The following is a 22,028-nucleotide window of genomic DNA, read 5'->3' on the forward strand; positions in this document are numbered from 1 at the left end:
CTGAGCTCCGTCGACATGGCGGCCATGTGCAACCCTCCGCTGACCACTGTGACCGCCCCCGGCATCGAGCTCGGCCGCCTCGGCATGGCGTCACTACTCCGCCAGCTGGACGGGGACGCCCCGCTCACCCCGGTCCTGCGGACCGGCGCACTGGCCGTGGGTGAGTCGACCGGGCCGGTGCGCCAGAGGGCGGCATGCTGATGGCCTCGCCGCGCTCCCTGGTCGCTGACGTGTCGGCGCTGCGGGCTGGTGCGCTGGATCTGGGACGCCATCTCGCCGACACCTGCGACAGGATCGATGCGGCACAACCCGCGCTGCACGCCTTTGTGCCGGAGGCCGACCGACGTGGTCGTCTCGCCGCTGCGCTGTCCGCCGAGCAGACGCGCACCCCGTTGGCCGGAGCGATGGTCGGCGTGAAGGACATCATCCGGGTTGCCGGGCTGACGATGACCGCCGGATCCCAGCTGCCACCCGAGCTGTTCGCCGGGCCACAGGCGGACGTGGTGAACCGACTGGTGGCCGGGGGGGCGCTCGTCGCGGGTGCGACGGTGACCGCCGAGTTCGCAGTGGCCGCTCCTGGCCCGACCACGAATCCGCACGATCGACGACACACCCCCGGCGGGTCCAGCAGTGGATCTGCCGCGGCCGTCGCGGCCGGGTTGGTGCCGCTGGCGATCGGCACCCAGACCGTCGGCTCGGTCATCCGCCCGGCGGCGTACTGCGGGGTTGTGGGGTTCCGTCCGACCTACGGATCTCTGCCGGTTGACGGGGTGGTGGCCAACGCGCCGTCGCTGGACACGCTGGGTGTGTTCACGGCTGACGTGGCCAGCGCTGTGCTGGCGGCCCAGGTGCTGCTCGAGGGGCTCGAGGTGCCGCTCTCCTCACGGCCACGGCTGCTGGTCGCGACGGGCCGCTATCTCGATCAGGCCGACCCGGTGGCCCGCTCTGCCTTCGACGCACAGGTGGGCAGGCTGCGGGCGGCCGGCTTCTCGGTGTCATCGGCCGACCCGGTGGACGACCTCGACGCCCTGACCCGGCACCTGCTGGTGATCAACCGCTATGAGCTGGCGCAGGTGCACGCCGAGTGGTTCTCCGCCTTCGCCGACCTCTATCGGCCCCAGACCGCCGAGGCGATCCTCGACGGGCTCGCTACGAGCGCTGAGGTGTACGCCGAAGCCCGGCAGTATCAGCGCGCCTTCACTGAGAGACTGACGGCCAGCCTCGCCGCTCACGACGCCGACGCCTGGCTGACTCCGGCTGCGACCGGGACGGCACCGAGGGGCCTGGAGAGCACCGGTAACCCTGCGATGAACGTCCCGTTCAGCGTGGCCGGGGCACCGGCGATCACCATCCCCGCCGGCCGGCTCGGCAGGCTGCCACTGGGTCTGCAGTTGGCCGGCCGCCCCGGCGACGACGCGAGCCTCCTCGGAGGCGCGCTCACCGTCGAGGCAGCGCTCAGCGGCTAGGCGCCTGGGGTGGGCTCAGTGTGCCGGGTGCGGGGTGGTCAGGCGCCAGAACTTGAACGAGTCGTGGCCGAGCCCTCCGGCGACCAGGAAGATCGTCCCGACCACCAGCGTGGGTACGACGACCACACCGGAAGATGTGGTCAGCATGTTCGCGAGGCTCGGCCCTTCGCCGCCGGAGAGCTCACCCGCGAAACCCAGCACAGTGGCCCCGAACTGGGCGAGGGCGAGCAGCACCATCAGCAGGCCGGCCATGCTGGCCCGGTGCAGGCCGAGGAAGCCGAGCGACACGGCGAGAGCGAACACGCCGATCGCAGCCACGGGGCCGACCACGTTAGTGTTGATCAGCCTGAAGCCGGTGTTGAGGAGCGTGAGCACCCCGACGATCGCCGTGAGCCCAACGAACACCGGAACTGCCGGGTCTGGCCGCCAGAGTGCAAATGCACTCAGCGCGATCATGGGAACGGCCCAAGCCGCCGTGCTCCCGATTGCCGTCCATATGTCGAGATCCTCGAACGCGTAGCCGGCGACGAACAGCCCGCCGAGCAACCCGAACAGCGTCATCAACACGAATGCGATCCACCTCAGGACCTTCGCTGTGCCAGTCATGGCACTCATCCCTTTCACCTATGGCGGGGACGGCGCAGGCTGCGGACACGTTGTCTGCCAGAGCGCTCGTCCTCTATTCCACTGTCCAACCGTCGGGTCGGATGGAGTAGAGGCGGAGGTCCCGCTCTCCTCTCAGGACCGTCCCGTGCCGGCTGGAGGTCGGATGCAAGAAACCGACCAGTCATCGGTCGCGGGCAAGGAGGCCCCGCCTTGCGGGGATGCACCCTTCCCAACGAGTGGTCGATTTCTTGCGGGGTCCACTGACTCCCCGGTACGGAGCAGCCGAGGCACTCACACAACCTGCCGGGCACCTGCCTCTGGTTGCCCCACCCGGAACGCACTTGGGATGCTTCGCACATGCCTTTGTTCCCGCCGTCATTCTCTGACAAGGTCATCGCTCAACCGGCTCGGGTTCAGTTCGAAGTGTTCCTCGATGAGCACCGTGGGGCACTCAACGGTTGCCTGGACGGGCTCACCGAGGAGCAGGCACGTCGGTCCTTGGTGCCGTCTAGGACAACGTTGCTGGGACTCGTGAAGCACGCGACCTTCGTCGAGAAGGTCTGGTTTGACGAGGCCGTCACCTGCCGGCCCCGTTCGGAGATCGGCATTCCCGCAACACCGGACGAGTCCTTCATCCTCGACGATGAGGACACCATCGCCACTGTGCAGCAGGCCCACCGCGAGGCGTGCCAGGCATCGCGCCAGGCGACGTCGTCGCTCGGTCTGGACGACATCATCCGGGGGAACAGACGTGGACCGTTGCCGCTGCGCTGGGTCTACCTCCACATGTTGCGCGAGCTCGCTCAGCACTGCGGGCACGCGGATATCCTGCGCGAGCAGCTGCTCAACGAGTAACGTCCGCCGCTCGGCCTTGTCATCCGGGCCGGCCCGACACATCCTTGAAGCGAGGTGGTGAGTCATGGACGCCGGCTTAGGGCTGATGGTCGTGCTGATGTTCGTCCTGCTGCCATGTCTTGTGCGGCCGCTGATGCTGCGGTCTCTCCGTCGCCTGGCTGAGCGCACCGAGGAATGGATGGCGGCGCGGGCGGCTCGGATCGTGCCGGTTGATCCTGAGCAGGAGAAACTGTGGCTGTGGTCCAAACGGTGCCGGCTGTCAGCCGCGCTCAGCCGAATCGAGCGTCTGCTGGCCACGGACGAGCACATGTCGGCCACCCGCCAGCTCGGTAACCGGCTGGCGCACGACCAGTTGGTGGACGAGCTTCGCCGCGTGCCCGACGTCTTCCCGTCCGGCGCGTACGCTCCCACCATCGACGTGTGGCAGGAGCCGGTCTTCGCCCGACGCTGGCAGCCATCCGTTCGGGAGCGGCGCGATCCAGATGACCGGTTCCCGGCGTGGTCCGTCACGGTGCCGGTCGGTTACGCGTCGAAGCCGGGTGAGGTGGAAGTGCTCGACATTGTCTGGAGTCGCCGGCGCTAGACCGTCATCCCTGCTCACCGTGGGACTCGGTCCGCACGTCCCAACCGGGCTTCGTCGGATGTGCTGCAAGAACTCCGTCATCACCTGAACAGGTGGCCCGGCTAGGTTTAGCCTGGCGGCTATGAGCGACATGGACCTGACCGATCTCCGCGGCACGGAGTTCGTGGGCGCCGACCTGGCAGGGGCTCGCTTCACCACGGTGAACCTCGACGGGGCGACCTTTCGAGCGTGTGGCCTTGGACACGTCGTCATGCGTGGCGTCGAGATCCTCGACGCCACGATCGACGGTGAGATCCAGGGTCTCGTCATCAACGGGGTCGACGTCACGCCGTTGGTGGAGGCCGAGTTGGATCGACGTCACCCCGATCGGCCCAAGTTCCGGCCGACCACCCCCGAGGGGTTTCGCCAGGCGTGGGACCTGAACGAGCAGCTCTGGGAGTCGACCGTCACGCGGGCGGGCAGGCTGCCTGTCGAGCTGCTGCATGAGTCGGTGGACGGTGAGTGGTCGTTCATCCAGACCCTGCGCCATCTCGCTTTCGCCACCGAGTCGTGGGTCGGCCGGGCTGTCCTGGGCGACCCCCACCCTTGGCACCCGCTGTCGCTGCCCTGGGACCAGATGCGTCCACGGCCCGGGGTCCCGAATGACCGGGACGCGCGCCCTTCGCTGGAGGAGGCACTCGCTCTGAGGCATGAGGCGATGGCGCTGATGCGAGGCGTGGTCGACCACCTGACCGAGGCACAGCTGGACAACCGCACCGAGCCGCTGGTCGGTCCCGGCTGGCCGGACGAGGGTGACACCTTTCTGGTCCGTGAGTGCCTCCTGGTGGTCTTGAACGAGGAGTGGTGCCACCGCATGTACGCCGAGCGTGACCTGGCCGTCCTCGAAACCCGGAACTGACGCGTGGAATTCGTCTTCACCGGTCGAGTGATCGAATGGCGCGGGCCGTCGCCCTTCTACTTCATACCCGTGCCGGACAAGGAATCCTCCGATATTCGCGAGGTGGCCGCCATCGCCACGTACGGTTGGGGCGTCATCCCGGTTGAAGCGCGGATCGGCGAGGTCGCGTTCACCACGTCCCTGTTCCCCAAGAACGGCGGTTACCTGCTGCCGCTCAAGGATGCCGTGCGCAGGCCGCAGGGCCTTTCGGTAGATGACCAGGTGCAGGTAGAGATGACTGTTCGCCTCACCTGAGGGCCAGGTCAGAATTCGTCCCTGAGCGGTGATCGTCGGGTTCCCTATGCTGGCCTGATGGTGTCGCAGGTGTTGAGTGGAACCGAACGGGCCGTCTTCTGCCTCAGCGATGTGGACCAGGTAGCACAGCTCGTGAGCGGGTACGTTGCCAGCCGGGCTGGCAGTGACGTCGCCGAGGTCCTGTTCCGCGCGGGTCGCATCGACGCCGTCTGGGCGGTACGCACAACCGATGGACGCGACCTTGTGGTGAAGGCACATCGGGCGCCGGTGGACCTGCGGGCGCGGTCGGCGGCGGTTCGTGCTCAGCTTCTGCTCAACGCTGCGGGCTTCCCGTGCCCTGAGCCCGTGTCCGGGCCGGACCGGGTCGGCGATCTGGTGATGAGTATCGAGACTCTGACCGCCGCAGGTGGTCCGGCCGATGGTCGCCAGCCGAAGATCAGGCGGGGGATCGCCCACGGCTTGAGCCAGCACATCGAGATCCTCGGCCAAGCCCCAGAGTTGATCGACCTGGCGGGCAGGGGGCCTGCGTGGTGTCGCTATCAGGGAGGCCCGTGGCCAACCCCTCACGACCCGATCTTCGATTTCACGTCGACCCCTGACGGATACGAGTGGCTGGATGAGTTCGCTCGCGACGCGTCCCACCAGATCAGAGCCACGCGCGAGCCGGACGAAATCGTCGTAGGGCACGCCGACTGGTATCTGGGCAACCTCCGATTTGAGGGCGAAGCGCTGGCAGCCACCTTCGACTGGGATGTTGTGGCCGACACCGAAGCCGTGATCGCAGGAATGGTCGCTGGCTCCTTCACAGCCAGCTCGACGAACGGCGCCGTCCTGCCGACTCCTGCTGACGCGGCTGCCTTCCTGACCGACTACGACGACACCCGAGCGCGGCCGTTCACCGACCGTCAGCAGCAGTGTGCCGCAGGTGCGGCCGCCTGGGTGATCGCCTACAACGCACGTTGCGCAGTCAGCCTGCTGCAAGGCGTCCCGTTGCCCGATTCGCCGGTGTTGCTGGCGCGCGATAGCGGTGAGGCCTACCTTCGGATCCGTGGGTGATGTCGCGAGGATGGTGGGAAGTCCGCTGGGGTCAACGCCGGCCGATCCGGCCATCGACACCATGGACGCCGGGGTGCGCCGCGCGTATCGTGAAAAGCGATCAATCGGCGGGAGGATCCGAATGAGCAACGATGCCATTCACGCGGACGGAACGGCCGACGGCCCCGAACACGAAGGTCCGTCCCTCGGGATGGACACTCCCACCACGGTTCCACCACCGACCCTGCATGGTCCGGCCGATGATCCGACAGGCAGTGGCGGAGATGGCCCGATCAGCGACGGCATGGCGGATGGCCCCCTGGACGAGACGGTCAACGCCGGGTTTGACGGGAGCCAGGACACACCAACTGCCGACGCCCAGAAGGGCGGCGCATCAGGTTATCAGCGTGAGTGGCAGGACGAGGGCGCCGACGGGCCCAACCCTGGCGATGCCGGCTCTGAGCGGTAGACACCAGCAGCCGACCTGATCCACGCTGCTGACAACGCGACAGCCGCCGACATGCCGGAGCCGGGTCTGGTGAGCGCGACCGTTCTGGAACGCTGCACCCATCTGGATCGACAGACGTTCGCGGAGAGCGTGTGGAGTGTCCGGCCGAGCCTGTCGCACGCTGCGGAGCTCCCGGCGCCCGGATACTCGGATCTGTTCGGGATCAACCAAGCCGACCAGCTTCTCAGCAGGCAAGGGCTTCGCACCCCCTTCCTCCGCGCGGCCAAGGACGGAGTTGCGCTGTCCCCAGGGTCAATAGCCGGGCCTGCTGGCGTCGGAGCTCAGATCTCCGATCAGGTCGATGACACCAAGGTGACGGGTCTCTTCGCGAGCGGTGCGACGATCGTTCTGCAGGGCCTGCACCGAACGCATCCTCCGCTTGAAGCATTTGCGCGTGGGCTGGCTGGCGAACTGGGGCACCCCGTCCAGGTGAACGCCTACATCACTCCACCAGAGTCGCAGGGGTTCAGTGCCCACTACGACACCCACGACGTTTTCGTCCTTCAGGTCTGTGGACGAAAGCGTTGGATCATTCATGAGCCGGTGATCGACTCTCCGCTTCCGCAACAACCGTGGCCGGCACGGCGTGAGGCCGTCGAGGCTGCCGCGTCGGCTGCGCCACATATGGAGGCGATCCTCGAGCCAGGTGACGCGCTCTATCTGCCGCGGGGATGGTTGCATGCTGCCGTCGCACTGGACCAGATCAGCATTCACCTGACAGTCGGCATTCACGTGTGGACCCGTCGGCACCTGGTCGAGCGCATTCTCGCCTCGGCCGGCGAGCGACAGCCCTTTCGTACCAGCCTTCCGATTGGCGTCGACTTCGGCGACCCGTCCACCTTCAAGGATGACTTCGCTGCGGTCGTCTCGGCGCTGCGCGCCGTTGCCGACGAGGCAGCAATGGACGAAGTCAGCGAGGCCTTGCGTGATCAGGTTGGGCGGTCCATGCGTCCCGAACCCATCGGACCAATCGCGCAAGGGCTGCTGGCTCACGAGGCCGGTCCCGACCTGGCCATTCGCTGGCGAGATGGCATCCGTCGTGATGCCCGGCCGTCGATCGACACCGACTGTGACCTGCGAGCACTGCAACGACTCTGTGCCGGCGGCACAGTGACAGCTGGCGAGCTGGGGCTGGCGACCGCCCGAGCGGCGCTGGCGGAAGGGCTCGTGGTGCCGTGTCCCTGACCGGCTGTCCTTGAGTGAGGGGTCTGCAGTCGTGCGGCCGGTTCTCACCAGTTCTCCACCGGCTGGGGGACCAGTCCTGCGAAGATGGCCCGATGCAGTCGATGACCGTTCCAGCCGACGATGGTGTCCCACTGCATGTCGGCATGACCGGCACTGGTCCGGCGGTGGTGGTCTTGTCCGGTGGTCCAGGCTGCGTCCACTACCTCGAAGATGATGCGCTGGCGCCGCGGGGTGCGCGCGCCTTCTATCCGGAGCCGCGAGGAGTCGGGCGATCCGGCGGAGGCCCGCATGACCTGCGCCGGGCCGTCGACGACTTGGAAGCTGTCCGCAAGATCAACAACATCCAACGATGGGTGGTCCTCGGCCACTCCTGGGGGTCCGATCTTGGGATTCGTTACGCCTTGGACCGTCCCGACCACGTGCAGGCAGTGGTCGGAGTGGCCGGCCATGGCCTGCACAAGGACCGAACCTGGTCTCAGGTGTACGAAGCCGCGAAGCACACCGAGGCCGACATCGTGATCGACTGGAGCCCCGATGTCCATGCCTCGCTGAACGAGTCCTTCTCGCAGTGGATCCACGAGAAGTCGTTGCTGCGTCGGTTGGCTGACACCACCATCCCGATGCACCTGATCGCCGCCGATGAGGACATCCGGCCGTCGTGGCCCCTCGAGCAGCTGGCCGCGCTTGTTCCGGATGGCCGCTTCAGCCGGGTGCCGGGCGTTCCCCACAACTTCTGGGCCACTCATCCTCGAACATGGGTGGAGGTGGTCAGCGAGGCCTGCAGCGACTACGCCTAGCTCGCGTCCCTTCCTCGGAGGTCTGGTGGTGTCAGTGCTCGGGGATCGGTCGGCCGAACGCCTCGAGCGTGATTGCCTGGGGTTCGGGGCCTCCGCGCTGGCCGGTGTCCAGGGCATCGATCGCTCCGAGTTCGGTGTCGGTGAGATCGAAGTCGAACACGTCGAGGTTCTCCGCCATCCGCTGCGGCTTGGTCGACTTCGGGATCACCGAACGGCCCTGCTGCAGGTGCCAGCGCAGCATCACCTGAGCCGGCGTCTTGTTGTGACCAGCCGCGATGTCGCCGATCACCGGGTCCTGCAGGGTGCTGGAGTGCTGGCCATCGCGATAGAAGGTGATGCCGCCGATCGGGGACCAGGCCTGGGTGACAATGCCGTGCTCAGCGTTCAGCGCCTGGACGTCGCGTTGCTGGAAGTAGGGGTGGACCTCGATCTGGTTCACGGCGGGCACCACAGTGGCCAGGTCGAGCAGACTGCTCAGGTGGTCGACCATGAAGTTGCTGACCCCGATGGCGCGGACCTTGCCCTGGGCGAGCAGGGTCTCCCGGCCCGGTAGGCCTGCAAGGTCGAATCGAACTGAGACGGCAGCGCCTGATGCAGGATCAGCAGGTCAATCTGGTCGACACCCAGCTTCCGGGCGCTCTTGTCGAAGGCGTGCACGGTCTGGTCATAGCCATAGTCGCTGATCCAGATCTTGGTCTCGAGGAACACCTCTGCCCTCTCCAGTCCAGAGGCGGCGACGGCCTCGCCGACCTGCCGTTCGTTGCCGTAGGCGGCGGTGTCGATATGGCGGTAACCCGCGGCCAGGGCAGCCGTGACCGCAGTTCGGGTTTCCTCCGGCGGGGTCTGGAACACGCCGAGTCCGAGCGCGGGCATGGTCACGCCGTTGTTGAGGGTCATGGTCGAGACATCAGGCATCGGGTACCTCTGGTTTCTCTCGGCACGGGCCGAGTGATCGGTGAATCGGTGGTCAGGGCATGGGAGGGCTGCGTGTGCGAGGTCAACCGCCTCAGTCGTCGGCGGAGCTGGTCGGTGACGATCTCACCCTGATCGCCTACACCGCAGAGCCGGGCAAAGGAGAGATACGGCGGCCGGGAAGCCGCTCGAATCTGTGGTCAGGTCACCGCGGGAGCGACAAGATAGAGGCATGTTCATCGAGACGATCCCCGAGGACGCCGCCGAGGGCCCCCTCGCCGAGTTCTACCAGCTGCAGAAGGGAGTCTGGGGCTTCCTTCCCGACTTTGCGACCGCCTTCTCGACCCGACCGGAGATAGCGATGGCCTGGAGTGTCTTGAACAAGACGGTGCGCGACGGGATGGACCGCCGCCGTTTCGAGATCGCCACTATCGGCGCCGCCCGGGCGTTGCGCTCGACGTACTGCACCGCTGCCCACTCGAAATTTCTGCGTGACGCATGCGGCGACGAGCCCACCATGATCGCTATCGCGGAGGACCCGAGTGGTGGCCGCCTGAATGATCAGGATCGCGCTGTCTATGAGTTTGCTGCTCGGGTGGCAAAGGATGCAGCGTCGATCGAGCAGAGCGACGTCGACCGACTGCGGGAGCTGGGGCTCAGTGACCGCGACGTCGCGGATGTCGTCTTCGCGGTGGCAGCCAGGTGTTTCTTCACTCGTGTCCTGGACGGACTCGGGGCTCAGCTCGACGCCCAGACCGCCGCAACGTTCGCGCCGGAAATCCTCGAGACCATGGTGGTCGGACGCCCCGCAGGCGCACGCTGAATGTTGGTCTCTGTCTACGGCTGCCTCAGGTGTGCTCCACCGCTGCGGCCTCCACTGGGAGGGCAGCGGTGAACCTTTGGAGGAATGCGTCGAAGCCGACGACGTCGGCCCGGTCGGGTTGAACGGTCTCCAACTCGATGGTGGCGAACACCTCGTCGTTCAGGAAGTCGGCGAGGGTCTGTTCTGGTTGCCGGGCGGTGAGGTAGGCGGCGAGGACGGCTATGCCCCAGGCGCCCCCCTCGGAGGCGATGTCGCCGACGGAGACGGGGGTGTCGATGGCGGCAGCCAGGAACCGTTGCCCGACTCCCTTGGTTTTGAACAGGCCGCCGTGGGCAAACATGGTGTCCAACTTGACGCCCTCCGCCTTCTGGAGGACGTCCATGCCGATCCGCAGAGTCGCCAGTGGCGCGAACAGCTGCGTACGCATGAAGGTGGACAGGTTGAACGCGCTGCCGGGGGCTCGCAGGAACAGCGGCCGGCCCTCCTCCATCCCGGTGATGGGCTCACCCGAGAGGTAGTTGAAGGCGACCAGACCGCCGCAGTCGGGGGCGCCCGTCAAGGCGGCGCGGAACAGGGTCTCGAAGATCGTGGCACCGTTGGTCTCGACGCCCAGGGCGGCTGCGAACTCCGCGAACAGGCCCACCCAGGCGTCCAGTTCGCTGGCTCCGTTGTTGCAGTGCACCATCGCCACCAGGTCTCCGGCTGGGGTGGTGACCAGGTCGAGCTCCTTGTGGGCGCGGCTGAGTGGATGCTCGAGCACGACCATAGCGAAGATGCTGGTGCCGGCGCTCACATTGCCGGTGCGAGGGGCGACGGAGTTGGTGGCCACCATGCCGGTCCCGGCGTCGCCCTCAGGCGGGCACATCGCCGCGCCCGGTCGGAGTCTTCCGCTCGGGTCCAGCAGTGTTGCACCGGCCGAGGTGAGCTCGCCCGCCGCTTCGCCGGCGGTTCGGATGGTAGGCAGCAGCTCGGACAGGGTGAGCTTGGCCCCGTTCTCGGCGGCGAGCTCCTCGAACTGACGGAGCATGCGCGCGTCGTAGTCGCCGGCGGTCACATCGATGGGGAACATGCCGCTGGCGTCACCGACTCCGATGACCTGCTGCCCGGTGAGCTGCCAGTGGACGTATCCGGCCAGGGTGGTCAGGTGGGCGATGCGCTCGACGTGGTCTTCCCCGTTGAGAATTGCCTGGTAGAGGTGCGCCACGCTCCAGCGATGGGGAATGTTGTACCCGAGCCGCTCGCTCAGGATCTCGGCGGCCGGGCCGGTATTGGTGTTGCGCCAGGTGCGGAACGGGGTGAGGAGCTCGCCGGCGGCGTCGAAGGCGAGATAGCCGTGCATCATCGCCGACACCCCGAGAGCGCCGACCGAGGTGAGTTCGACGTCGTAGCGCTGGTGCACGTCGGCCGCAAGAGAGGCGAAGCACTCCTGCAGCCCGTCCCACACCGCCTCGAGGGAATAGGTCCAGAGCCGATCCACAAATTGGTTCTCCCAGTCGTGGCTCCCCGCCGCGATGGGCGCATGGTCAAGACCAGTCAGCACCGCCTTGATCCGGGTTGACCCGAGCTCGATCCCGAGGGAGGTGCGGTTGTCGATGATGGCTGTGCGCATGTCGGTCGGCATGGCTACAAGGTAGTAGGTGGCCTCCGTTCCAGGGGATGGGCCAGGCTAGCTTCGTCGGCCCGCCCACCGAGGCCCGATCCTCCGCCTCCTCGTGGTCACCGCCGTACACGACTTCGACGCCGCGGAAGAGGCCCGCCTGCGTGGCAAAGAAGAAGGATGGCCGGAGACCGACCCGGGGATGCCGAAGAGGACCTCCGACCGCGGCGATGATTGCAGCCTTAGCGGCGGCCCCATCCAAGACTGACCTCGTACTGTGTGGTTGGCAATTCAGGTATGTATGATGGAGCTGTCGAATTGAGTTAATTCTGCTTTGTTTGGTCGCTCGAACCTTCGCCAGCACTTTTCCAATATCTCTTTGGTTATCGGCACCGTGTCAGGTGCTCCAGTAGCGTTTCGCAGCGCAAGCCGCCGCCATAGTTCGTCAAAGGACAGATCAAAGTAGTGTATTTCTATGGTCGCACCTAGCTTGCGTGCGACTTCTCGAAGTTCGTCGCGTTCAGCTCGCGTCCAGGTTCCATCTTCTAGGATGATGCTCTGTCCGAGTTCGAGCAACTTCAAGCCATACTCATAGAGCCGGCGGTCAAGCCTGTGGCGAAATTCATCATCCCAGAAGTCGACACCGAGAGCGGCGACCCATTCGTCGATATTCAGCCGGAAGGCACCGATCTCCTGCTCCAGTTGTCGGGCAAGAGTAGTTTTGCCAGACCCCGGTAGACCGCAAAAGATGATCAGTTGCGGGCGCCGAGCAGTATCGTTACCAAGCTTCATAGTCACTTCTCCAAATCAACCGAGCAGTTGAAGGCCATGGGGAGGGGGTGCTGAACTCGGGGCATCCCCGGACCCAGCGTGCCCTTCAATTCTTCGTGGGCAGGTGCTCACGCCTGGTGCTCGGGCTCTGGAAGGCGCTTGCGTTCGTCCGCCAGGCTGGAAATGACCAGCAGGGGGGTGGTCGTTGAGTGACAATGCTCCCACTCCTGGCTCACTAGGGGTGGTGCTGGTGGGCGATACTGGGATCGAACCAGTGACCTCTTCCGTGTCAGGGAAGCGCGCTACCGCTGCGCCAATCGCCCGAGGTGGAGACGGGATTTGAACCCGTGTACACGGATTTGCAGTCCGTTGCCTCGCCTCTCGGCCACTCCACCTGGTGAAGGGGGACCCTCCACAGTTGGTGTGGGCGAAACCCGCTCCGAGCGGACGACGAGATTCGAACTCGCGACATCCACCTTGGCAAGGTGGTGCTCTACCAGCTGAGCTACGTCCGCATGCATCGTCGACTTCGGGCCTCGCGGCCCTCTGCATCAGGTGCGTCGAAAACCATAGCCGAGTCTGTGGCAGACAACAAACCGGGTCCCGAAAAGCTTCCAGGTCACCGCACGCACCGGTCCGGCGGGCCGCCCCAGACCATCCGCTGGGCCGGGGGATCCGGGGGTGGCGGCGAGGGGCAAGATGGGCCCATGGCAACCACCGTGACGTCCGCGGCACCGATCACCGACGAGCTGCGGGTCTGGCTGGACGGCCGGATCCAGCACGACCCGACCGAGCCGGCACTGTCCGTCCTCGACCACGGTGTCACCGTCGGTGACGGCGTCTTCGAGGCCCTCAAGGTCACGGCCGCCGGACCCTTCTCGGTTCAGCGGCACCTGGACCGGCTGACCCGGTCGGCGCGCGCGATGAACCTCCCCGATCCCGATCATGACCTGGTGCGGGATGCCATCAGCGCCGTGCTGGCCGGCCGCAGCTGGACCGAGGGGAAGGTCCGGATCACCTACACCGGCGGTCGCGGACCGCTGGGCTCGCAGCAGGCGTTCGGCCCGCCGACACTGATCGTGGCCGCCGACGCGCGCGTCCTGTCCCGCCAAGGTGCCTCGATCGTCACCACCCCCTGGACCCGCAACACCCGCGGGGCCATGACCGGAGTCAAGACCACCTCGTACGCCGAGAACGTCCGGGGGCTGGCCTATGCCGCCGACCGCGACGCCTCCGAGGGCATCTTCATCAACACCGAGGGCCACCTGTGCGAGGGCACCGGCTCGAACATCTTCTGCGTCTTCGGCACGCGGATCGTCACCCCGCCGCTCTCGGCCGGGCCGCTGGCGGGCATCACCCGGGCGCTGCTGCTCGAATGGTGCGACATCGACGAAGCCGATGTGACGCTGGCCGAGGCACTCAGCGCGGACGAGGTGTTCCTCAGTTCCTCGCTGCGCGATGTGCAGTCGGTGGCCCGATGGGACGCGGTCGACTTCGGCCGGATCGGCCCTGTCACGCGGCAGGTGATCGACGTCTTCGCCCAACGGTCGACCGCCGACCTCGAGCCCTAGCAGAGGCCGTCGCGGCCCGCGAGTGTCGTGCCGGCGGCGACATCCCGACGAGGATCTCGATTCACCACCGCACCGGAGATGGGATATGCTCGGCGTCGCGTCGAAGGCCACGGTCAGCCGGGGTGCTCGGCGCGACCCAGCAGGGGGCGATTGGCGCAGTGGTAGCGCGCTTCGTTCACACCGAAGAGGTCACTGGTTCGAACCCAGTATCGCCCACCAGCCCGAGCCCTCGTTGTCATCCGGCAGCGAGGGCTCGGTGTCTAACCAGCAGATTTCAGCACGGAAAGGAAAGCCATCGTGTCCAGCATGTCGATCACCCTGGTTCGCGCCGACGCGTCGCAACAGCAGGTGCTGGACACGACCACGACCGGTCTCGATCTCTTCGGTGACGACCGCACGGTCGTCGCCGTCCGGGTCAACTCCGAGGTCCGGGACCTCCATCTGCCGCTGTCGGACGGCGACGTGGTGGAGCCCGTCCTGGTGGGCTCGCCCGAGGGACTGAGCATTCTGCGGCACTCCACCGCGCACGTACTGGCCCAGGCGGTCCAGGCCGTCCAGGCCGACGCCAAGCTCGGCATCGGACCGCCGGTGACCGACGGCTTCTACTACGACTTCGAGGTCGCTGAGCCGTTCACTCCCGAGGACCTGTCCGCGCTGGAGAAGGTGATGCAGCGCATCGTCAAGGAGCGGCAGCGGTTCCGCCGTCGGGTGGTCAGCGACGACGAGGCCCGCACCGAGCTCGCCGCCGAGCCGCACAAGCTTGAGCTGATCGGACTGAAGAGCACCGCCAACGCCGACGACGGCTCCGACGTCGAGGTCGGCGCTGGCGAGCTGACCATCTATGACAACCTCCGTCGCGACGACTCGGTCGCCTGGAAGGACCTCTGCCGGGGGCCGCACGTGCCGCACACCGGTTACATCAACGCCTACGCCTTGACCCGAACCTCGGCGGCGTACTGGCGCGGTGACCAGCGCAACCAGCAGCTGCAGCGCATCTACGGCACGGCCTGGCCGAGCCGTGACGAGCTCAAGGCCTATCAGCGCCGGATCGAGGAGGCGGCCAAGCGGGACCACCGCCGGCTCGGTCAGGAGCTCGACCTGTTCTCGTTCCCCGACGAGCTCGGCTCCGGTCTGGCGGTCTTCCATCCCAAGGGCGGCGTGCTGCGGAAGGTGATGGAGGATTACTCCCGGCAGCGGCACGCGGAGGCGGGCTACGAGTTCGTCTACACCCCGCACATCACCAAGGGGCACCTGTTCGAGACCTCCGGTCACCTTGACTGGTACGCCGATGGCATGTTCCCCCCGATGCACCTCGACGCCGAGTACAACGAGGACGGAACGGTCCGCAAGCCCGGCCAGGACTATTACGTCAAGCCGATGAACTGCCCGATGCACAACCTGATCTATCGGAGCCGGGGCCGCTCCTACCGCGAGCTGCCGCTGCGGCTGTTCGAGTTCGGCTCGGTCTACCGCTACGAGAAGTCCGGCGTGGTGCACGGTCTGACCCGGGTGCGTGGGATGACCCAGGACGACGCGCACATCTACGTCGCCGAGGAGCAGGTCGAGGACGAGCTGAAGAAGCTGCTCACCTTCGTGCTCCAGCTGCTGAAGGACTACGGGCTCGACGATTTCTACCTGGAGCTGTCCAGCAAGAACCCGGACAAGTTCGTCGGTTCGGACGAGATCTGGGAGCAGGCCACCGCAACCCTGGAGCGGGTGGCCCTTGAGTCCGGTCTCGAGCTGGTGCCCGACCCGGGAGGCGCGGCCTTCTACGGGCCGAAGATCTCCGTCCAGGCCCGGGACGCGATCGGTCGCACCTGGCAGATGTCGACCATCCAGCTCGACTTCAACCTGCCGGAGCGGTTCGAGCTGGAGTACCAGTCGGCCGAGGGCGCACGCAAACGGCCGATCATGATCCACCGGGCCCTGTTCGGCTCGATCGAGCGGTTCATCGGCGTGCTGATCGAGCACTACGCCGGCGTCTTCCCGCCGTGGCTCGCGCCCGTCCAGGTGGTCGGGATCCCGGTGGCGGGGGAGTTCGACGCCTACCTGCAGGGGATCGCCGACCGGCTCCGGCAGGCCGGGGTGCGGGTCGAGGTGGACACCAGCGATGATCGGATGCAGAAGAAGATCCGTACCGCCCAGAAGTCGAAGGTGCCCTTCATGCTGATTGCCGGTGGCGACGACCAGGCGGCCAACGCCGTCTCGTTCCGTTACCGCGACGGGACCCAGAAGAACGGCGTGCCGATCGAGCAGGCGATCATCGAGATCGTGGACGCGATCAACGACCGCCGCCAGGTGTGAGCGTGCCGTCCCCCAACGACCAGCCGCGTCCTGAGACCGCCACAGTGCCTCCCGAGCCTGTCGCTCCGCGCCCTGAGCCTGTCGCTCCGCGCCCTGAGCCTGTCGAAGGGCCCATCGGTGGTGAGGACCCGAGAGCGCTGGCTGGGGTGCCGGACTCGTTCGAGCGGCTGTGGACCCCCCACCGGATGGTCTACATCCAGGGCGAGAACAAGCCGGCGGGCGATGACGAGCAGACCTGCCCGTTCTGCCGGATCGCCGCACTGCCCGACCGGGAGGGCCTGATCGTGCATCGAGGCCGCTACGCCTATGCGGTGCTGAACCTCTACCCGTACGCCCCGGGCCACCTGCTGATCTGCCCGTACCGGCACGTGGCCGACTACACGGAGCTGACCGCGGACGAGACGACCGAGGTGGCCGACCTGACCCAGCAGGCGATGGTGGTGCTCCGGCGTGCCAGCGGACCGCACGGCTTCAACCTGGGTATGAACCAGGGCGCCGTCGCCGGAGCGGGGATCGCCGCCCACCTGCATCAGCACGTGGTGCCGCGCTGGGCGGGGGACATGAACTTCCTGCCGGTGATCGGTCAGACCAAGGCGCTCCCGCAGCTGCTCGATCAGACCTGGCAGCTGGTCCACGACGCCTGGCGGGAGTCCTGATGCCAGGCACGGAGCCGTCCGGATGCTAGAGCGCTTCCGCGGGGCCTGGGCCGCCATGCTCACTCCGGTGGCCAAGCTCCTGCTGCGGCTGGGCATCTCACCCGACCTGGTGACCTTGGGTGGCACCGCCGGGGTGGTACTGGCCGCTGCGATCTGCCTGCCGCAGGGCTGGCTGTGGCAGGGCGCCCTGATCATCACCCTCTTCGTGATCTCCGACAGCATCGACGGTCAGATGGCCAAGCTGAGCGGTCGGCAGAGTCGCTGGGGTGCCTTCCTCGACTCCAGCCTGGACCGGCTGGGCGATGGTGCGGTATTCGCCGGTGTCGCGCTGTGGTTCGCCGGACCGGGAGACTCGGTGCTGTGGGCCGGGGTCGCATTGTGGGCCCTGGTCTGGGGGCAGGTGACCCCGTACGTCAAGGCGCGGGCCGAGAGTCTGGGCTACACCGCCAACGGGGGTCTGGCGGCGCGGGCCGACCGGATCCTGATCATCCTGCTCGGCTTGCTGCTCGGTGGCCTGGGAGTTCCGTACGCCATCGAGGTCGCCGTCACCCTGTTGGCTGTGGCCAGCACGGTGACCGTGCTGCAGCGGATGCTCAAGGTGCGCCGGCAGGCCACCGGCAAGGACCATGTCGAGCCTGCGTGAGGCTCTGGTCAGGACGGTCTACCAGGTGGGCTGGCGGGTCGGCTCCCGGGTCCCGGCGCCTGTCCAGAGGGTGATCATGAACGCCGGCGCCCGGCTGGCCACCTGGCAGAACGGCCCTCACCTGCGCCAACTCCGGCACAACCTCACCGTGGCTGCCGGCGCTCCGGCCACCGACGCGCTGGTCCGTGACGCGGTCAGCTCCTATCTGCGCAACCTGATCGAGATGCTGGCGCTGCCAGGATGGGGACCGGCCGAGATCCGGCGACGGGTGACCACCTCGGCGGAGCAGCCGCTGCGAACCGCCTACCAGACCCAGGGGGCGGTGGTGGCCCTGCCGCACAGCGGCAACTGGGACCTCGCCGGCGCCTGGGCGTGCCTGACCGGCATGCCGGTCACCACCGTGGCTGAACGACTCGCGGACTCGGAGTTCAACGCGTTCACCAACTTCCGCCGTCGGCTCGGGATGGAGGTGCTGGCCAACACCGATCCGGCGGTGATCGCCAAGCTCGGCTCGGCCATCAATGACGGTCGGCTGGTCTGCCTGGTGGCCGACCGGGACCTGACCGGCAGTGGCGTGCCGGTCCGGTGGGGGGACACCATGATCACGATGCCGGCCGGTCCGGCCATGGTCGCTCGACGCACCGGCGCGGCCCTGGTGCCAGCCGTCTGCCAGTTCACCACCGCCGGAATGAAGATCATCTTCGGTCCACCGGTCCAGCCGCGGCCGGGCCGGACAGGCCTGGTGGAGATGACCCAGCAGGTCGCTGACTTCTTTGCGGCCCGGATTGCCGAGCGACCGGCCGACTGGCACATGATGCAGCCGTTCTTCGAGCGGCGCCGCGTTGAACCGCGCAAGCCCCACACGCACGATGGAGCGCGGGGAGTGGCCTCGACAGGAGAGGGGACCGTGGCACCATGAGGGTCGGTCTGGTCTGTCCCTACTCCTTCGACTCCCCGGGCGGAGTCCAGAACCACGTGCTCGGGCTGGCCGACTTTCTCACCGCGGCCGGGCACGATCCGTACGTCCTGGCGCCCGGGGAATGTAGCCCGGCCGCCGCAGCCCAGCTGGATCCGGCCCGATTCACCTCGGCAGGGGCCACCGTGCCGGTGCCCTACAACGGCTCGATTGCCCGGGTGAACTTCGGGCCGTTGAGCGCGGCGAGGGTGCAGCGGTGGCTGCTGCGCGGCGACTTCGACCTGGTGCACATCCATGAGCCGATCACGCCGAGCATCTCGGTGCTGACGCTGTGGGCCAGTGATGTGCCAGTGGTGGCGACCTTTCACACCGCCACACCCCGGTCCCGGTCGATGCAGCTGGCCCGCAGCGCGTTGCGCCCGGCGATCGAGAAGATCGACGCCGGGATCGCCGTCTCCGAGGCGGCCCGCAGGGTGGTCGTGCAGCACCTCGGCCGTGACGCCCTGGTGGTCCCGAACGGGTTCTTCTTCGACGACTTCGCCCGGCCCGAGCCCGCCGGACCGTGGCGCGGGGGTGAGCATCCCCGGTTGTCGTTCCTGGGCCGGTTGGACGAGCCGCGCAAGGGGCTCGACGTCCTGCTGGAGGCACTGCCGGAGCTGCTGTTCCGGATACCCACCCTGGAGGTTGTGGTCGCCGGCCAGGGTGGTCGCACCCTGCCGGCCGGCTGCCGATCGGTCGGCGCCGTCAGCGACGTTGACAGGGTTGACCTGCTGACCACGTCGGACGTCTTCGTGGCCCCGCACACCGCCCGGGAGAGCTTCGGCATCGTCCTGCTGGAGGCGATGGCCGCGGGTGCGCCGGTGGTGGCCTCCGACCTCCCGGCGTTCGTGGACCTGCTGCAGTCGGGGCGACAGCACGGACCTCCACTGGGGGTGACCTTCCGGACGGGCGACCCGGCGGCACTGGCGGACGCCGTGGCGACGGTGCTGGCGCCGGCGGACGGTGAGACCCGCAGAGCCACCGCGATCCGCGCCCGGCAGGCCAGCCGGCGCTACGACTGGAGCGTTGTCGGTGCGGAGATCCTCCGGGTCTACGAGACGGTTCGCGCGGCGGCCCAGCCGGCCCTGAGGACAGCGGCGCCGACGGCCGCACGCCGCCGCATGACGGGACGGCACGATGAATCCGCCTGAGCTCAATCCCCTTGAGATCCTCGGTGCCGTCGTCCTGGTGCTGCTCGCACTGGGATGGCGGTTGTCGTGGCTGGCGACCCGGCTCGACCGCGCCCATGCCCGGACCGAGCGGACCTGGGCGGTGCTTGACGCGGCGCTGGTGCGCCGCGCCCAGCGTTCGATCGAGGCGGCAACCGCCCCCGAGATCGACCCGGCCAGCACGCTGCTGGTCTGCGACGCGGCCGTGGGCGCGCTCGAAGCCGACCGTCGAGACACCCGCGAGGCGGCCGAGAGCACCCTCAGCCAGGTGCTGGCCGCTGCCGCGCTGCCCGGCCTGGACCGCGCGGTCGAAAACGTGACCATCGCCCGACGGATCCACAACGACGCTGTCGCCACCGCCCGCGCGCTGCGCCGACGCCGGACGGTGGCTCTGTTCCGGCTGAGCGGCCATGCCTCCGAGCCGGATCCATTCGAGATGGCGGACCTGCCGTCGGCGCCGGCTCCGGCCGCCTCTATCGACCCTTCCACCGGTCGGCAGCCGAGCCCGTCGGTGCAGGAAGGGCCTAGGCTGGAGCGGTGGAACCGACCGGCGAGATGACTGCAGCCTCACCAGGCCCCAGCTATGACACCGATCGGGTCTGGACGCTGCCGAACGTGCTGAGCATGCTCAGGCTCGCCGGCGTACCGCTGCTGCTCTGGCTGGTCCTCGGGCCGCATGCTGATGTGATCGCGGTCCTGGTGCTGATCGTGGCCGGCTTCACCGACTGGCTCGACGGTTTCCTCGCCCGGCGGTGGAACCAGCGGTCACGGCTCGGCCAGATGCTGGACCCCGTCGCCGACCGCTTCTACATCCTCGCCACCCTGATCGGGCTGGCCGTACGCGAGATCATCCCATGGTGGCTGGTGATCATCCTGGTGGCGCGCGATGTCGTGATCGCCCTGCTGGTGCCGATCCTGGAGACTCGCGGCTACTCGTCCCTGCCGGTGCACTTCCTCGGCAAGGCCGCCACCTTCAACCTGCTGTACGCGTTCCCGCTGGTGCTGCTCGGCGCCGGCGACTCGACCTTCGCCATGGCCGCTCGGGTGCTCGGCTGGGCGTTCGCCATCTGGGGGACTGGGCTCTACTGGTGGGCCGGCTGCCTCTACATCCGCCAGACGTACACCCTCGTCCGCACCCTGCCCCGGGTGGAGAGGCATCCCCAGCACCGCCTCGAGGCGCGATGAGCTCGTCGAAGACGAAGTCGCCGGTGCGGGCGGACCAGTCCGCGACGCCTCAGCAGCAGGGCCGGCGGCCGGACGCCAGCATGGACCTGCTGAACCAGATCATGCGTCAGCCGCTGGACCCCGACTACGCCCGGGTGGCGGCCCAAGGGGCTCCACCGCCCCGGCTGCGCTGGCCACTGGCGATCATCGCTGTGGTGATCGGCGCCATGTTCGCGGTCTCGGCCCTGCAGACCACGCGATCCGCCCCCGTGATCGCCGGCGAGCGGCAGGAGCTGATCAGCAGAATCCGCAACGCGGAGACCGAACAGGACACGCTCCGAGCCAAGGTCACCGCGCTGTCCAATGACATCACCCGGCTGCGGGGCTCGGCTCTGGGCAACGACAGCGCCTCTCGTGAGCTGGAGGGCCGGATCAACGTGCTCGAGCCGAGCGTGGGCAGCGTTGCGGTGACCGGGCCAGGTCTGGCGATCGTCGTCGACGACGGCCCGGACCAGGGCAACGACCGGGCCAGGGTCGCTGACACCGACCTGCAGATCCTCGTCAACGGGCTGTGGATCGCCGGTGCGGAGGCGGTGGCCATCAACGGTCACAGAATCTCCAACCTCACCGCCATCCGTGGTGCCGGCGACGCGATCACCGTGGACTACCGGTCACTGACCCGGCCCTATCGGATCGAGGCGATCGGGGATCCGAAGACGCTTCAGGCCGACTATGTAGAGTCTTCCGGAGGCGCATGGTGGAACCTGTTGGAGCAGAACTATCAGATGAGGCATGAGATCACCGACGTGAAAGAGCTCACCCTCCCGGCGGACCCGGGCATGGTGCTGCGCTATGCGCGGAAGGCCGGCTCGTGATTCCGCTGCTCGGGCTGATCGTCGGCATCGTGTTGGGATTGCTGCTGGAACCGACGATCCCGCAGGGGCTCCAGCCCTATCTGCCGATTGCGATCGTGGCCGCCATGGACGCCCTCTTCGGGGCTTTCCGGGCGTACCTGGAGGGCAACTTCACCGACAAGGTGTTCGTCGTGTCGTTCATCTCCAACGTGCTGATCGCCGCAGCGATCGTCTACGTCGGCGACCAGATCGGCGTCGGCTCGCAGCTGTCGACCGGCGTGGTCGTGGTGCTGGGCATCCGCATCTTCACCAACGCAGCCGCTATCCGTCGGGCCCTCTTCCATGCCTGAGCTGAGAGGCGCTCCGCGCCATGCTGACCTGT

Annotated in this window: 25 protein-coding genes, 4 tRNA genes and 1 pseudogene; 22 read left to right on the top strand and 8 right to left on the bottom strand. The window is 67.5% G+C overall.

What is annotated here, in order from left to right:
• Together JOE57_RS00005 and JOE57_RS00010 are read left to right on the top strand one after the other, a co-directional pair.
• A pseudogene (locus tag JOE57_RS00005) lies at positions 1-201 on the top strand (hypothetical protein); the annotation flags it as partial.
• On the top strand, positions 195-1,466 hold the full coding sequence (locus JOE57_RS00010) for an amidase (RefSeq protein WP_204915803.1): 1,272 nt from the start codon (positions 195-197) through the stop codon (positions 1,464-1,466). The pseudogene JOE57_RS00005 and the gene JOE57_RS00010, both read left to right, overlap by 7 nt.
• A gap of 15 nt (positions 1,467-1,481) precedes the next feature.
• On the opposite strand, the gene JOE57_RS00015 is transcribed toward JOE57_RS00010, so the two are convergent.
• The gene (locus JOE57_RS00015; RefSeq protein WP_204915805.1) at positions 1,482-2,072 is read right to left on the bottom strand and encodes a hypothetical protein; all 591 of its coding nucleotides are present in this window, start codon (positions 2,070-2,072) and stop codon (positions 1,482-1,484) included.
• Between the two features lie 357 nt (positions 2,073-2,429).
• On the opposite strand from JOE57_RS00015, the gene JOE57_RS00020 reads away from it, so the two are divergent.
• The 8 genes from JOE57_RS00020 (at position 2,430) to JOE57_RS00055 (ending at position 8,227) form a co-directional block, all read left to right on the top strand.
• Positions 2,430-2,927, top strand: coding sequence for a DinB family protein (locus tag JOE57_RS00020; RefSeq protein ID WP_204915807.1), 498 nt, complete (start codon positions 2,430-2,432; stop codon positions 2,925-2,927).
• Between the two features lie 85 nt (positions 2,928-3,012).
• The gene (locus JOE57_RS00025; RefSeq protein ID WP_204915810.1) at positions 3,013-3,510 is read left to right on the top strand and encodes a hypothetical protein; all 498 of its coding nucleotides are present in this window, start codon (positions 3,013-3,015) and stop codon (positions 3,508-3,510) included.
• A 121-nt stretch (positions 3,511-3,631) separates the two neighbouring features.
• On the top strand, positions 3,632-4,408 hold the full coding sequence (locus tag JOE57_RS00030) for a DinB family protein (protein WP_204915812.1): 777 nt from the start codon (positions 3,632-3,634) through the stop codon (positions 4,406-4,408).
• Positions 4,409-4,411: 3 nt separating this feature from the next.
• Positions 4,412-4,702, top strand: coding sequence for a DUF1905 domain-containing protein (locus JOE57_RS00035; protein ID WP_204915814.1), 291 nt, complete (start codon positions 4,412-4,414; stop codon positions 4,700-4,702).
• Positions 4,703-4,759: 57 nt separating this feature from the next.
• Complete coding sequence (locus tag JOE57_RS00040; RefSeq protein ID WP_204915816.1) at positions 4,760-5,758, top strand: phosphotransferase; 999 nt, start codon at positions 4,760-4,762, stop codon at positions 5,756-5,758.
• Positions 5,751-6,206, top strand: a complete 456-nt coding sequence (locus JOE57_RS00045) for a hypothetical protein (RefSeq protein WP_204915818.1) — start codon at positions 5,751-5,753, stop codon at positions 6,204-6,206. The genes JOE57_RS00040 and JOE57_RS00045 overlap by 8 nt, the downstream gene beginning before the upstream one ends.
• 69 nt (positions 6,207-6,275) lie before the next feature.
• The gene (locus tag JOE57_RS00050; RefSeq protein ID WP_204915820.1) at positions 6,276-7,430 is read left to right on the top strand and encodes a JmjC domain-containing protein; all 1,155 of its coding nucleotides are present in this window, start codon (positions 6,276-6,278) and stop codon (positions 7,428-7,430) included.
• 101 nt (positions 7,431-7,531) lie between these two features.
• Entirely contained in the window at positions 7,532-8,227 is a 696-nt protein-coding gene (locus JOE57_RS00055) for an alpha/beta fold hydrolase (protein ID WP_204915822.1), read from the top strand.
• Between the two features lie 31 nt (positions 8,228-8,258).
• Here JOE57_RS00055 and JOE57_RS18835 read toward each other — a convergent pair whose 3' ends face one another.
• Positions 8,259-8,717 (bottom strand): aldo/keto reductase, encoded by a 459-nt coding sequence (locus JOE57_RS18835; RefSeq protein WP_275588282.1) that lies wholly within the window; start codon positions 8,715-8,717, stop codon positions 8,259-8,261.
• Positions 8,702-9,142 (bottom strand): aldo/keto reductase, encoded by a 441-nt coding sequence (locus tag JOE57_RS18840; protein WP_275588283.1) that lies wholly within the window; start codon positions 9,140-9,142, stop codon positions 8,702-8,704. Before JOE57_RS18840 ends, JOE57_RS18835 begins: the two co-directional genes overlap by 16 nt.
• Positions 9,143-9,371: 229 nt before the next feature.
• Here JOE57_RS18840 and JOE57_RS00065 point away from each other — a divergent pair, with 229 nt between their 5' ends.
• Positions 9,372-9,962 (top strand): carboxymuconolactone decarboxylase family protein, encoded by a 591-nt coding sequence (locus JOE57_RS00065; RefSeq protein ID WP_204915825.1) that lies wholly within the window; start codon positions 9,372-9,374, stop codon positions 9,960-9,962.
• A gap of 25 nt (positions 9,963-9,987) precedes the next feature.
• On the opposite strand, the gene JOE57_RS00070 is transcribed toward JOE57_RS00065, so the two are convergent.
• The 5 genes from JOE57_RS00070 to JOE57_RS00090 form a co-directional block, all read right to left on the bottom strand.
• Positions 9,988-11,583: a xylulokinase gene (locus JOE57_RS00070; RefSeq protein ID WP_239578790.1), complete on the bottom strand. Its 1,596-nt coding sequence runs from the start codon at positions 11,581-11,583 to the stop codon at positions 9,988-9,990.
• A gap of 267 nt (positions 11,584-11,850) precedes the next feature.
• The gene (locus JOE57_RS00075; RefSeq protein WP_204915827.1) at positions 11,851-12,351 is read right to left on the bottom strand and encodes a P-loop nucleotide/nucleoside kinase family protein; all 501 of its coding nucleotides are present in this window, start codon (positions 12,349-12,351) and stop codon (positions 11,851-11,853) included.
• A 227-nt stretch (positions 12,352-12,578) separates the two neighbouring features.
• Positions 12,579-12,653: transfer RNA gene (locus JOE57_RS00080), tRNA-Val, on the bottom strand.
• 1 nt (position 12,654) lies between these two features.
• A tRNA-Cys gene (locus JOE57_RS00085) sits at positions 12,655-12,725 on the bottom strand.
• A 47-nt stretch (positions 12,726-12,772) separates the two neighbouring features.
• Positions 12,773-12,845 (bottom strand) — tRNA-Gly (locus tag JOE57_RS00090).
• Positions 12,846-13,037: 192 nt separating this feature from the next.
• Between JOE57_RS00090 and JOE57_RS00095 the strand changes: the two genes are divergently transcribed.
• From JOE57_RS00095 to JOE57_RS00145, 11 genes are all read left to right on the top strand, one after another.
• Positions 13,038-13,901: an aminotransferase class IV gene (locus JOE57_RS00095; RefSeq protein ID WP_204915829.1), complete on the top strand. Its 864-nt coding sequence runs from the start codon at positions 13,038-13,040 to the stop codon at positions 13,899-13,901.
• Between the two features lie 144 nt (positions 13,902-14,045).
• Positions 14,046-14,120: transfer RNA gene (locus JOE57_RS00100), tRNA-Val, on the top strand.
• A gap of 78 nt (positions 14,121-14,198) precedes the next feature.
• On the top strand, positions 14,199-16,205 hold the full coding sequence (gene thrS / locus JOE57_RS00105) for a threonine--tRNA ligase (protein WP_338041070.1): 2,007 nt from the start codon (positions 14,199-14,201) through the stop codon (positions 16,203-16,205).
• Positions 16,206-16,351: 146 nt separating this feature from the next.
• Positions 16,352-16,861 (top strand): HIT family protein, encoded by a 510-nt coding sequence (locus JOE57_RS00110; protein WP_338041072.1) that lies wholly within the window; start codon positions 16,352-16,354, stop codon positions 16,859-16,861.
• Positions 16,862-16,883: 22 nt separating this feature from the next.
• Positions 16,884-17,504, top strand: coding sequence for a phosphatidylinositol phosphate synthase (pgsA, locus tag JOE57_RS00115; protein WP_204915832.1), 621 nt, complete (start codon positions 16,884-16,886; stop codon positions 17,502-17,504).
• Positions 17,488-18,423, top strand: coding sequence for a phosphatidylinositol mannoside acyltransferase (locus tag JOE57_RS00120; protein WP_204915834.1), 936 nt, complete (start codon positions 17,488-17,490; stop codon positions 18,421-18,423). The genes pgsA and JOE57_RS00120 overlap by 17 nt, the downstream gene beginning before the upstream one ends.
• Positions 18,420-19,610 carry a glycosyltransferase family 4 protein gene (locus JOE57_RS00125; RefSeq protein WP_204915835.1) on the top strand — a complete coding sequence of 397 codons (1,191 nt, stop codon included), beginning with the start codon at positions 18,420-18,422 and terminating at the stop codon, positions 19,608-19,610. The genes JOE57_RS00120 and JOE57_RS00125 overlap by 4 nt, the downstream gene beginning before the upstream one ends.
• Positions 19,597-20,187, top strand: a complete 591-nt coding sequence (locus tag JOE57_RS00130) for a hypothetical protein (protein ID WP_204915836.1) — start codon at positions 19,597-19,599, stop codon at positions 20,185-20,187. Before JOE57_RS00125 ends, JOE57_RS00130 begins: the two co-directional genes overlap by 14 nt.
• Positions 20,184-20,813 (top strand): cardiolipin synthase ClsA, encoded by a 630-nt coding sequence (gene clsA, locus JOE57_RS00135; protein WP_204920099.1) that lies wholly within the window; start codon positions 20,184-20,186, stop codon positions 20,811-20,813. Before JOE57_RS00130 ends, clsA begins: the two co-directional genes overlap by 4 nt.
• Entirely contained in the window at positions 20,810-21,667 is an 858-nt protein-coding gene (locus JOE57_RS00140) for a DUF881 domain-containing protein (protein ID WP_204915837.1), read from the top strand. Before clsA ends, JOE57_RS00140 begins: the two co-directional genes overlap by 4 nt.
• Complete coding sequence (locus JOE57_RS00145; RefSeq protein WP_204915838.1) at positions 21,664-21,996, top strand: DUF1290 domain-containing protein; 333 nt, start codon at positions 21,664-21,666, stop codon at positions 21,994-21,996. Before JOE57_RS00140 ends, JOE57_RS00145 begins: the two co-directional genes overlap by 4 nt.
• The last annotated feature ends 32 nt before the right edge of the window (positions 21,997-22,028 follow it).

The organism is Microlunatus panaciterrae (assembly GCF_016907535.1).
In the GTDB taxonomy this organism is placed as follows: Bacteria; Actinomycetota; Actinomycetes; order Propionibacteriales; family Propionibacteriaceae; genus Microlunatus; species Microlunatus panaciterrae.

Excerpts from the sequence above, each read along its gene's own strand:
- JOE57_RS00075 (WP_204915827.1), bottom strand. The coding sequence starts at position 12,351 with ATGAAGCTTGGTAACGATACTGCTCGGCGCCCGCAACTGATCATCTTT.
- JOE57_RS00125 (WP_204915835.1), top strand. The coding sequence starts at position 18,420 with ATGAGGGTCGGTCTGGTCTGTCCCTACTCCTTCGACTCCCCGGGCGGA.
- JOE57_RS00040 (WP_204915816.1), top strand. The coding sequence starts at position 4,760 with ATGGTGTCGCAGGTGTTGAGTGGAACCGAACGGGCCGTCTTCTGCCTC.
- JOE57_RS00070 (WP_239578790.1), bottom strand. The coding sequence starts at position 11,583 with ATGCCGACCGACATGCGCACAGCCATCATCGACAACCGCACCTCCCTC.
- JOE57_RS00020 (WP_204915807.1), top strand. The coding sequence starts at position 2,430 with ATGCCTTTGTTCCCGCCGTCATTCTCTGACAAGGTCATCGCTCAACCG.
- JOE57_RS00030 (WP_204915812.1), top strand. The coding sequence starts at position 3,632 with ATGAGCGACATGGACCTGACCGATCTCCGCGGCACGGAGTTCGTGGGC.
- clsA (WP_204920099.1), top strand. The coding sequence starts at position 20,184 with ATGACTGCAGCCTCACCAGGCCCCAGCTATGACACCGATCGGGTCTGG.
- JOE57_RS00010 (WP_204915803.1), top strand. The coding sequence starts at position 195 with ATGCTGATGGCCTCGCCGCGCTCCCTGGTCGCTGACGTGTCGGCGCTG.
- JOE57_RS00015 (WP_204915805.1), bottom strand. The coding sequence starts at position 2,072 with ATGACTGGCACAGCGAAGGTCCTGAGGTGGATCGCATTCGTGTTGATG.
- JOE57_RS00065 (WP_204915825.1), top strand. The coding sequence starts at position 9,372 with ATGTTCATCGAGACGATCCCCGAGGACGCCGCCGAGGGCCCCCTCGCC.
- JOE57_RS00055 (WP_204915822.1), top strand. The coding sequence starts at position 7,532 with ATGACCGTTCCAGCCGACGATGGTGTCCCACTGCATGTCGGCATGACC.
- JOE57_RS00025 (WP_204915810.1), top strand. The coding sequence starts at position 3,013 with ATGGTCGTGCTGATGTTCGTCCTGCTGCCATGTCTTGTGCGGCCGCTG.
- JOE57_RS00095 (WP_204915829.1), top strand. The coding sequence starts at position 13,038 with ATGGCAACCACCGTGACGTCCGCGGCACCGATCACCGACGAGCTGCGG.
- JOE57_RS00130 (WP_204915836.1), top strand. The coding sequence starts at position 19,597 with ATGAATCCGCCTGAGCTCAATCCCCTTGAGATCCTCGGTGCCGTCGTC.
- JOE57_RS00140 (WP_204915837.1), top strand. The coding sequence starts at position 20,810 with ATGAGCTCGTCGAAGACGAAGTCGCCGGTGCGGGCGGACCAGTCCGCG.
- JOE57_RS18835 (WP_275588282.1), bottom strand. The coding sequence starts at position 8,717 with ATGGTCGACCACCTGAGCAGTCTGCTCGACCTGGCCACTGTGGTGCCC.
- JOE57_RS00120 (WP_204915834.1), top strand. The coding sequence starts at position 17,488 with ATGTCGAGCCTGCGTGAGGCTCTGGTCAGGACGGTCTACCAGGTGGGC.
- JOE57_RS18840 (WP_275588283.1), bottom strand. The coding sequence starts at position 9,142 with ATGCCTGATGTCTCGACCATGACCCTCAACAACGGCGTGACCATGCCC.
- pgsA (WP_204915832.1), top strand. The coding sequence starts at position 16,884 with ATGCTAGAGCGCTTCCGCGGGGCCTGGGCCGCCATGCTCACTCCGGTG.